An 8,820-nucleotide genomic window follows, 5' to 3' on the forward strand; every position below is an offset into this window, starting at 1 on the left:
TCAGGCGTTCAGGGACGGGTAGTCGAGCCAGGGGTCGCGCAGCGCGTCGAGGCGCCGTTCTGCGTGCTGGGTGTGGGAGACGCGGAAGTAGGCCATGAGCCGGGGCGTGGTGGTGTGGTTGGTGCCGACGGCGTGCGGGACCAGGTGGTGCATGAAGAGGACGTCGCCGATGTCGGCGAGGAGCGGGACGCCGTCGGTGGTGTCGATGTCCGGGGGGACTTGGTCGGTGATGCCGCGGGCCCATTCGGTGGCGAACCAGCGGGACATCGTGAGGTGCCCGCCGGGGACGTAGTGGAGGGCTCCGGCGTCGGGGCGGGTGATCGGGGAGAGGACGACGCCGACCAGGAGGGAGAAGGTGCGCAGTTCGGCGGGGTCGAGGTGGGGGCAGCCGACGCCGTCCACGTGCATCGTCTTCTCCGGCTGGGCGGCGGATGGCTGGTGGGCGGGGATGCGGATCTGGACCTGGGTGGTGGTGACCGGGGCCGGGTCGGTCAGGAGGGCGCGGGCGATGTCGGCGGCGCCGGTGGCGGTGTAGAGGTCGAGAAGGGCCGGGTGCTGGCCGTGTTCGGGGGCGAAGGTGCGCTGGGTGTACTCGGTCAGCCGGTCGGGGTCGTAGTCGTTGTCGTACCAGGTGGTGATGAGGTCGCGGGCTGGGCCGGTGTGGGTGGTGGCCAGGCCGGGGCGGACGAACATGCCGTCGCGCCGGAACCGGGCGCGCTCGTCGTCGGTCACGAGCATCGGCTCTTCCTTCCGGTGAGGGCTTCCAGAGCGGGTACAGCGGCGGCCACGGCCTCCTTCAGGAGGCGGGCGCCGAGTGCGGGGGTGGCGGTGCGCGGGTCGTTGCCGATGACCCCGGCGGCGGCGATGGCCGGGTCCCCGGAGGTCCAGGGCCAGGTCACGCCCCGGTCGGTGACCTGTCGGCGGATCTCGTCGGCGTCCTGCGGCGGGTGGTCGGCGAGCTGGTCGAGGAGGACCGTGTCGGGTGCGAGGTGGAGCATGAGGGCGGTCTCGTGGAGGCCGGCGTGGATCTCGGGCCGGTCGCCTGCGGGGAGGTGGGCCAGGGCCAGGGGGTGCAGGACGCACAGGCTGATGTGGTGGGCGTGGCCGAGTTCGTAGACGAGGGCCGTGAGGACGCCGCGGTTGCCGCCGTGTCCATTGACCAGGACCAGATGGCGGCCCTTGGTGGCCCGGATGTACTGGGCGGTGAGGGTGTGCAGGAGGTTGGTGAACTCGGTGATGGTCAGCGACAGGGTGCCGGGGGCCCAGGCGTGCTCGGGCGCGATGCCGTACGGAACGGCCGGGAGCTGCCACAGGTCGAAGGTCTCGCCGTGCGCGGCGACCAGGTGCCGGGTGAACTCTTCGGCGATGACGGTGTCGGTGGCCAGGGGTAAGTGGGGGCCGTGCTGTTCGGTGGAGCCCACGGGCAGGCACAGCACGGAGGTGGCCTGCACGTGGGCGGTCAGGGCGGCGGCGGTCTGCCGGTCGAGCTGGCGGTGACCGCCGCCGGGGCCGGTCATGCGCTGCGCCGTCCGACGCGGACGAGGAACTCGTTGCTCTCGTGGAAGGTGTCGTCGTCAGAGAAGCCGCGCAGCGTCTTCTGCACGGCGGCCTCGAACTCCTCCAGCCGGTCACCGAAGAGGGCAGGGGCGGCGAAGCTGGTGGAGTACAGGTAGCCGAGGATGCCGGCGGTGTTCCAGGTCCGGGTGACCGGGACGGTAAACTCCTCGACCTGGTTGAACGGGGACTCCTCCATGATTTCGCTGTAGGGGCGGTTGTGGTGCTGGAAGGTGCCGCCGCCCGCGCGGCGTTCCTCGCCGAGGAAGTCCTTGATGACCTGCTTGACTGCGGCCTTCCAGTCGCTCTCGGCGGCCCAGAAGCTGCGGTCGGCGAACACGGCCACCGCGCCGCCCTCGGCGACCTGGGAGTCCAGCAGCGCGAGGACGCCGGCCTGGTCGAGCCAGTGGAAGGCGCGGCAGATGGTGACCAGGTCGGCCTTCCATCCGGCCGGCGGGCGGAAGTGCTCGGCGGTGGAGGTGACCAGCGACAGGGTGGTGCCCTGCGGGACCTTGGGGCGGAGCGCTTCCTCGGCGGTGGCGATCATGTCGGGGTCGTTGTCGCAGGCGATGATGTCGGTGAAGTACGGCATGAGGGCTTCGGCGACCAGCCCGGTGCCGGTGCCGACGTCCAGCAGGCGGCGCGGCTGGCGGTCGGGCGCGTAGGCGGCGAGTCGGCCCGCGAGGTCGTCGGGGATGCCGGGGCGGTACTGGCGGTAGTAGCTGGAGGTCCCGGTGAACAGGCTCATGACGTGGTCCCTTCGGGGGTGTTGAGGGTGCGGATGAGGGCGGCCGCGTCGGCGAGGGTGGCGGCCACGTGGACATGCTGCCGCCCGAAGGTGGGCGGTGTGTCGGGAATGGGCCGGTCTTTGGAGATCCACACCGGGACCGCGCCGGCGTCGAGGGCGCCCAGGACGTCACAGGTCCAGTCGTCGCCGATGTGAATCATGCTGGCTGGTGCCACGCCGTGCTGTTCGGCGACGGTGAGGAAGGCGCGCGGGTCGGGCTTGGCGTAGCCGAGGGTGCAGGACGGGAACAGGTCGGTGACCCAGGGCGCGAGGCGTTGACGCAGGCCCTCGGTGTCGGCGTCCACGCAAGTCACGTTGGACAGGGTCACCACCGGCGCGATGCCGGCCAGCTGCTGGAGCGCGTCGAGGGCGTACGGGTACAGGGTGAGCGGGGCGGCGGGCAGGTCGCGGGGGAAGTCGGCCGGCTCGATGCCGAGGGCGTCGGCGAGTTCGGCGGCGAGGGCGTCGGTGATGGCGGGTTGGGTGTGCAGGCGGCCGCGCATCACGGCGCGGGCCTGGTCGGCGGGCAGGGGGGATGCGGCGGTGAGCTGCATGGTCAGGCCGGGGCCGTCGGCTTCGCCGATGGTGCCGCCGACGTCCACGCTGATGAGCTTCACGGGCTGGGTCACTCGGGGTCTCCTTCGAGGGTGGGCAGGCCGGTGACGATCGCGGCCAGGCGCTCGGTGCGGATGGCGTCGGTGGTGGCTTCGCCGAGGAAGGTGAGGGCGTAGCGCAGTTCGGCGTCGTCCAGGGCGTCGAGGTCGCGTCCGGCCGTGGTGGCGGTGGCGCGCAGGTCGTCGGGGATCTCGCGGGGCCGTTGGCCGTGGCGCAGGTGCAGCGTGGCCGACCACTGCTCGGGCAGGTCGTCGGGGAGCGGCTGGGTGGGCTGGAGGGTGGTGCTGTGGTCGAGGGTGGTGATCCGCACCGGGATGTCGTGGCCGTCCAGGGTGAGGGTGCCGGTCAGGAAGGTGTCGTGCCCTTCCAGGCGGGCGTCAAGGACGAGGAGCGGACCGGTGGCGGCGGGGGTGGTGTGGCCGCGTACGGGCAGGGCGCGGGGCGGGTTCAGCATGGTGCGCTCCTCGGGGTGGCGCCCAGGCCGGCGTCGGTGGGCAGGGTGAGGTGTCCGCGGTCGGGTTCGACGGGGTGGGCGTAGAGGTGTTGGCGGCCGGGTTCCCACTGCTGCCGGTACTCGACGGCCAGGACCCGGTCCGGGCGGGCGGCGGCCAGGTGCAGGCCGGGCATCAGGGAGCGGCCGTGCGGGAAGACGGGGGTGGTGGTGCTGGCCAGGATCCGGCGGGCGGCGGTGAGCCCGCCGCAGCCGACAACGTCGAGAGTGAGCGCGGCCGGCCGGATCCAGGCGAGGACGGCAGGAGCGTCGTCGGTCAGGGTGAGGCGCTCCCCCACCGCGAGCGGCAGGGTGCGTAGCTGGTCGCAGGCGCGGGGGGCGTCGGTGGGGACCGGATCTTCCAGCCAGACCAGCGCCGCCGGGTCGGCGGCCGCGGCGAACTCGGCCGCGAGGGCTGGCGGCCAGGTACCGACGGCGTCGACCGCGACCGGCTCAGCGGTCGCGGCGGCGTGCAGAAGGTCGGCGAGCGCTTCCCCGCTGACGCCTTGGCCGTGGCGCAGGCTCCACTTCGTGAAGGCCCAACCCTGCGCGCTGACCTCGGGAATCAGGTCCGCGGTGGCGGGGTGGGCAAGGTCGCGGGTCAGCCAGGACGAGTACGCCGTGATCCGGTGCCGCAGCGGCCCGTCAGTCAGCAGCGCGGCGGCCGGGCACCCTGCGGCGCGGGCATGCAGGTCCCAGGCCGCGCAGTCCAGCGCGCCGACCGCCCATGACCCGGCCCTGGAGTGGGGCGCCGCTTGAGCCAGGCGGTCCTGGAGGCCTTCGTGGTCGGTCGCGTCGGCGCCGACGAGTGCGGGCGCCAGGCTGCGTACGGCGCGGGCGACGGGCTCGGCGAGGGGCCCGTACCAGCCAGCTGCCCGGCCGGAGCGCACTGAGACGAAGACGGTGTCGTCGCCCGGACCTGCGTGGTCGGCGAGATCTGCGAAGTCGAAGAAGTCGATCACCAGGTGTCGCATCGCGTCCTCGCCTTCAGCAGGCGTCCGGCGGCCGCAAGGAGGCCCTCGGCGGTCAGGCCGGCGGCGGCCGCGATGTCCTGCTGGATGCGCGGCCCTTCGGTCTCGCGCCAGCCGATCACCTCGACCGGTCGGGCGTGCCGTGCCTTCAGGAGGGACCAGATCGCGGCCGGGTGTCCGAGGGTGACGATCAGCAGTGCCGCGTCCTCGCCGAGCAGGGCGTCTAGCTCGGCGGGACGGACGCCAGCGGGCCACACGGCGGGATCGCCGAGCGCGGTCAGGTCGAGGACAGAGACCACCCGCACCGCGACGCCCAGCTCTGCCCGGATCCGGGGCAGCGCCTCGGCGGTGACAGCGGCGGGCAGGTCCCCGCACACCACCACGGTCAAGGCCGGGGGCTGGGCGTCGGACAGGTGCGGCCAGAGGGCCGCTCCCCGGTCCAGCTCCTCGCGGAGCGTATCGGCGGGGACGGACGGCAGCGGGTGCTTGCCCGCGATGATCACGTTGAGCTGGCCCGTGCTGGTGAAGGCGTCGTCCAGGACGGCCGCCAGGCGGGCCGGGTCGGCGGGCGTCAGCACGCGTATGGCCGGGTCCTCCAGCGCGAGGAGCGTCGTGGTCAGCGACGGGTCTCCGTGCGTGTAGGTGTTGTGCCAGCCGTAGGAGGTCAGGAGCAGGTTGAAGCTCGGCCTTGGGGCGGCGCCGGGCATCCGCTGCTGCTTGAGCAGGGAGACGAGCCCGGTCACCAGGAGTGGGGCGAAGGCCTCGTAGGAGATGAAGACCCCGCGGCCGCCGGCCGCGTTGAAGCCGGCGAGTTGCTCGCCCAAGACCTCCTCGGCGAGAACCTCGGTGGTCCACGGCTGCCCGGCGAGTTCGGCCAGGCGGTTGGAGGCGAGCTCGTCTGGGCTGAAGACCCGGAAGTCCCCGGAGCGGGCGTGGGCGCGGATCACGGTGGCAACGGCGTCAGCGAACGAGACGGGCTGCTGCTGGACGGTGGCGCGCGGCGCCGGCGCAGGGTGGGGCGCCTTCAGGCGGGGCCACGCGGCTACGGAGAGGGCAGCAGCCAGGCCGGGGCCCGGGTGGCCGCCGTCGGTGAACAGTTCCTCGGGCCGGTACGAGGACAGCCACGCCTCCAGGGCGCGCAGCTGTGCGGAATCGGTGGCGGCCTTGGTGAGCGGGGTCTTGTGGGCGCGGGCGGTGCCGATGACCTGCTGGCCGTTCACGGTGGTGGGGCCGCTCCAGCCCTTGACGCACCGCATGAACAGCACCGTGCGGCGTCCGGCCAGGGTGTCGGCGACGGCCTGGGCGAGCTCGGCGTGGAAGGCCTCGTGGCCGTCGTCCGGGACGGTGACGGCGCGGGCGTGCCAGCCGAGGCCGGCCGCGTAGGCGGTCAGGGCCCGCGCGTCCAGGCTGGCGAGGAGGCTGGGTGCGCCCATCCGGAAGCCATTGAGGTGGACGATGGGCAGCACCGGGGTGCCGGGCAGTGCGTGGGCGGCGAGCCAGGCCGCCGCGGTGGTCGGAGTCTCGCATTCGCCGTCGCCGAGGACCGGCACGATCACCCGGTCGGGGCCGGCCGCGAGCGCGGCGCCCTGGGCGAAGGGGAGGCAGCCGCCGAGTCGGCCGCCGAGGAAGTCCCCGGCAGGTAGGGCCGGGGTGACCTCGGAGCCGAGGCAGGCCACCTCGGGGAAGGACCGGCACAGGTTCACCAGGCCCCGCTCGTCGCGGGGGAACTGCGGGCGCGCCGTGACGAGGTGGCCGGTGAGCCAGCCTGCCGCGATCTGTGCCACGCCCGCGTGTCCGGCGCCCAGCAGCGGGACCAGCTCGGTGCCGCCGGTGCCCGAGCGCAGGGCGATGTGAGCCAGGGCCCACGCCGTCCCGGGGACGGTGCCCCAGTGCCCGGCCGGGCGTGCCTTCACGTCTCCCGGGCCGAGGGGACGGCGCAGCAGCACGTTGTCGCGCAGGTGAATCTGGGCGGCGGCCACGTACGTCTGCGCCCGCCACAGCAGCTCCGCCGCCTTGCCGGGGGCGGTCATGCCGGGACCAGCCGTTCGGGGCCGAAGGTGAAGTGCCACAGGGGCCGGTAACACTCCCAGGCCTGGGGCCGCAGTCCGGTCGGGCCGAGGATGTCCTCCAGGACGGTGCGGGCCTTCAGGTAGAAGGCGAGGTCTGTGGCGCCGGGGGCGCGGAGCCCGGCCATGATCCGGTTGTGGGCCTGGTAGACCTGAAGGTTCGGGAACTCGGTGATGTGCGGGGCGAGGTCGCGGACGCCGTCCTCCATGGCGGCCAGGTCGTCGAGGCCGACGATGTACGTGAACGACGCGTCGTGACCGGCGCGAACAGCCCGGCGCAGCACGCGCGGCATCTGCTGGCGGGTGAGCTCCGCCTTGGATGCCTTCAGGAGCAGGTCGCGGCGGGTGAAGCACTCCGCGGTCATCCGCAGGACGAAAGGGCCGGCCGTGCGGGACAGGGCGTTGAACGCGCTCTGGCTGCGCAGCACGGAGGTGAGGAATCCGATCCGGGCGGTGATGCCGACCTCGGTCAGCACCGTGCGGAGGTTGCCGAGGTGGTCGACGGCGGCCTGTTCGCGTTCGAAGCATCCGGTGGAGACGGTGACCTCTTCCAGTCCGGTCAGGGTGCCGGCCGGGTGCTGGTGGGCCATGGCGTCGAGGAGTTCTCTGACCGCGCGTTGTTCGGACAGGCGGGGGTCGGCGGCGGCTTCGAGGGTGTTGGGGCAGAACGCGCAGCCGACGCAGCGGCTGCGGGCGTTGGGGTTGAGGGTGGCGGCGCGGCCGTCGTTGCGGAAGTAGCCGCCCACTGCCTCGTCCGCGTCGACTCGCGTCACGGTCGCGACGGGGAGCCCGGCCAGGAGGAGGGTGTCCTCGTCGAGAACGAACGGGGAGGCGGCCGCGTTGAGCGGGACGATCACCTGCCACGGCACTGCGGGCGCCGTCGCGAGGCGGATCAGGACCCGGGCGCGGTGCCGATTCAGGGGCGAGCTGATGCCGTGCAGGTTGATCGCGATCAGGAGCGCGTCCTCGATCGGTACGCCGTGGTGGGCGGCGAGGGCGGCCATGGCGTCTAAGTCGGTGGTGGTGTGGGATTCACGCGGTGTGGTGGCAGGCACAGGGGCCCTCCATCCGGTCAAGGGGACGGACGCGGTGAACTTCCGTACGGTGCAGGCTCGGTTACCTGCGGGCAAGGGGCCGTGGCGAGGTTGGCCGACCGGTGCGCGGTGGTGCCCGTCCCCGGCTGCTCGACCTGTCCAGGGTTGTTCAGCCGGGGACGGTGCCCCGGTCCGGCGGTGTCATCGTTCGGGGTGCCGGGCCGGGGGTTCTGGCCGGCGACAGCGCGGGCCGTGAGGAGCCGCGCTGCCACCGGAGTTCAGAGGGTGGGGCGGGTGCGGGATCCGCAGCGGCAGGTGCGCGCTTCTGTGGTGCGGGCTGCCGGTCCGGTGGGGAGGGTGTGCGCCGTGTCGTTGGCCGGCCTGCTGGTCGGCTGTGCTTCGGCGGGTGTCGGGTCTGGGATGGTGATGGCGGAGGTGGTGAGGGTGGCGCCGCCGGCCTGGGGGGCGCAGGAGAGTGCGAGGACGGCCAGGCCGAGCACGTTGCCTGTCGTCAGCAGCAGTCCTGCGACCACGTTCCCGTCCGGCCGGGCGTGACGGCGCTTCCGGGGTGGGCTCAGGCGGGTGGGCCCGTGTAACTCGCCCCAGTCGCCGGCGCTCACGACACCGCCTTGCCGGCGGGGAGTTCGGCCCAGACCTGCTTGCCGGTCCGGAACCGCTTGCTGCCCCACCGGGTGGTGAGCCGGTCGACAAGCTGGAGCCCGCGTCCGGCCTCGGCGTCGGAGGTGGCGACGGCGGGAGTGGGGAGGGTGCGGCTGGTGTCGGTGACGACGATCCGCACGTGGTCGGGGTGCCGGGTGACGGAGACGCCGATCCGGCGGGTCTTGGTGTGCTTGGCCGCGTTGGTGACGAGCTCGGAGACGATCACCTGTGCGTCGTCGACCAGGGCATCGAGGCCCCAGGTGCGAAGGCAGAGGGCGACGTCATGTCGGGCGCGGGCCGGGGCGGTGTCGCGGGGCGAGTAGCCGTCGCTGTAGCGCTGGGGGCCGGTGGGGGCTGCTTTCACGTCTTCCGCCAAGGCGCCGGTCACCGGGCGGCCCTGCCAGCGTGGGGGCCCTGTATGGCGCGGGCGGCGAAGGCCGGGCGGTGGATGCGGGGTGTGCGAGTGGTGCTCTGGCTCATGGGTGGCCTCGGCGAGTTGGGAGCGGGTGAGGGGTACACGGCCTCGGGGGGCCCCCCGGGGGGGGGGGGGGGGGGGCGGGCGGGCGGGCCGGCGGCTTACCCGCCCGGGTGGGGGGGCGCCCCAGCCCCGCACGCAGTGACAAAAGATACCACAAGGTCCAGC

General features: G+C 73.3%; 10 protein-coding genes. All 10 read right to left on the reverse strand.

The features are described from left to right. Nucleotides 1-738 carry a phytanoyl-CoA dioxygenase family protein gene (locus ACFVGY_RS31650; RefSeq protein ID WP_385683944.1) on the reverse strand — a complete coding sequence of 246 codons (738 nt, stop codon included), beginning with the start codon at nt 736-738 and terminating at the stop codon, nt 1-3. Further along, nucleotides 729-1,517 carry a creatininase family protein gene (locus tag ACFVGY_RS31655; RefSeq protein ID WP_385683947.1) on the reverse strand — a complete coding sequence of 263 codons (789 nt, stop codon included), beginning with the start codon at nt 1,515-1,517 and terminating at the stop codon, nt 729-731. Before ACFVGY_RS31655 ends, ACFVGY_RS31650 begins: the two co-directional genes overlap by 10 nt. Next, nucleotides 1,514-2,302, reverse strand: a complete 789-nt coding sequence (locus tag ACFVGY_RS31660; protein ID WP_385683949.1) for a class I SAM-dependent methyltransferase — start codon at nt 2,300-2,302, stop codon at nt 1,514-1,516. Before ACFVGY_RS31660 ends, ACFVGY_RS31655 begins: the two co-directional genes overlap by 4 nt. Then, nucleotides 2,299-2,970: an HAD family hydrolase gene (locus tag ACFVGY_RS31665; RefSeq protein ID WP_385683952.1), complete on the reverse strand. Its 672-nt coding sequence runs from the start codon at nt 2,968-2,970 to the stop codon at nt 2,299-2,301. The genes ACFVGY_RS31660 and ACFVGY_RS31665 overlap by 4 nt, the downstream gene beginning before the upstream one ends. Continuing rightward, nucleotides 2,967-3,410, reverse strand: a complete 444-nt coding sequence (locus ACFVGY_RS31670; RefSeq protein ID WP_385683955.1) for a hypothetical protein — start codon at nt 3,408-3,410, stop codon at nt 2,967-2,969. Before ACFVGY_RS31670 ends, ACFVGY_RS31665 begins: the two co-directional genes overlap by 4 nt. Further along, on the reverse strand, nt 3,404-4,420 hold the full coding sequence (locus ACFVGY_RS31675) for an enolase C-terminal domain-like protein (RefSeq protein ID WP_385683957.1): 1,017 nt from the start codon (nt 4,418-4,420) through the stop codon (nt 3,404-3,406). Before ACFVGY_RS31675 ends, ACFVGY_RS31670 begins: the two co-directional genes overlap by 7 nt. Then, nucleotides 4,405-6,447, reverse strand: coding sequence for a hypothetical protein (locus ACFVGY_RS31680; protein ID WP_385683960.1), 2,043 nt, complete (start codon nt 6,445-6,447; stop codon nt 4,405-4,407). Before ACFVGY_RS31680 ends, ACFVGY_RS31675 begins: the two co-directional genes overlap by 16 nt. Continuing rightward, nucleotides 6,444-7,538, reverse strand: a complete 1,095-nt coding sequence (locus ACFVGY_RS31685; protein WP_385683963.1) for a hypothetical protein — start codon at nt 7,536-7,538, stop codon at nt 6,444-6,446. The genes ACFVGY_RS31680 and ACFVGY_RS31685 overlap by 4 nt, the downstream gene beginning before the upstream one ends. A 257-nt stretch (nt 7,539-7,795) precedes the next feature. After that, nucleotides 7,796-8,137 carry a hypothetical protein gene (locus tag ACFVGY_RS31690; RefSeq protein WP_385683966.1) on the reverse strand — a complete coding sequence of 114 codons (342 nt, stop codon included), beginning with the start codon at nt 8,135-8,137 and terminating at the stop codon, nt 7,796-7,798. Further along, nucleotides 8,134-8,541, reverse strand: coding sequence for an ATP-binding protein (locus tag ACFVGY_RS31695; RefSeq protein WP_385683969.1), 408 nt, complete (start codon nt 8,539-8,541; stop codon nt 8,134-8,136). The genes ACFVGY_RS31690 and ACFVGY_RS31695 overlap by 4 nt, the downstream gene beginning before the upstream one ends. Between the last annotated feature and the right edge of the window lie 279 nt (nt 8,542-8,820).

The sequence above is a fragment of the Streptomyces sp. NPDC127106 genome (assembly GCF_042677605.1).
GTDB lineage: Bacteria > Actinomycetota > Actinomycetes > Streptomycetales > Streptomycetaceae > Streptomyces.

Coding starts and splice junctions, on each gene's coding strand:
- ACFVGY_RS31650 (WP_385683944.1), bottom strand. CDS start 738: ATGCTCGTGACCGACGACGAGCGCGCCCGGTTCCGGCGCGACGGCATG.
- ACFVGY_RS31655 (WP_385683947.1), bottom strand. CDS start 1,517: ATGACCGGCCCCGGCGGCGGTCACCGCCAGCTCGACCGGCAGACCGCC.
- ACFVGY_RS31660 (WP_385683949.1), bottom strand. CDS start 2,302: ATGAGCCTGTTCACCGGGACCTCCAGCTACTACCGCCAGTACCGCCCC.
- ACFVGY_RS31670 (WP_385683955.1), bottom strand. CDS start 3,410: ATGCTGAACCCGCCCCGCGCCCTGCCCGTACGCGGCCACACCACCCCC.
- ACFVGY_RS31675 (WP_385683957.1), bottom strand. CDS start 4,420: ATGCGACACCTGGTGATCGACTTCTTCGACTTCGCAGATCTCGCCGAC.
- ACFVGY_RS31680 (WP_385683960.1), bottom strand. CDS start 6,447: ATGACCGCCCCCGGCAAGGCGGCGGAGCTGCTGTGGCGGGCGCAGACG.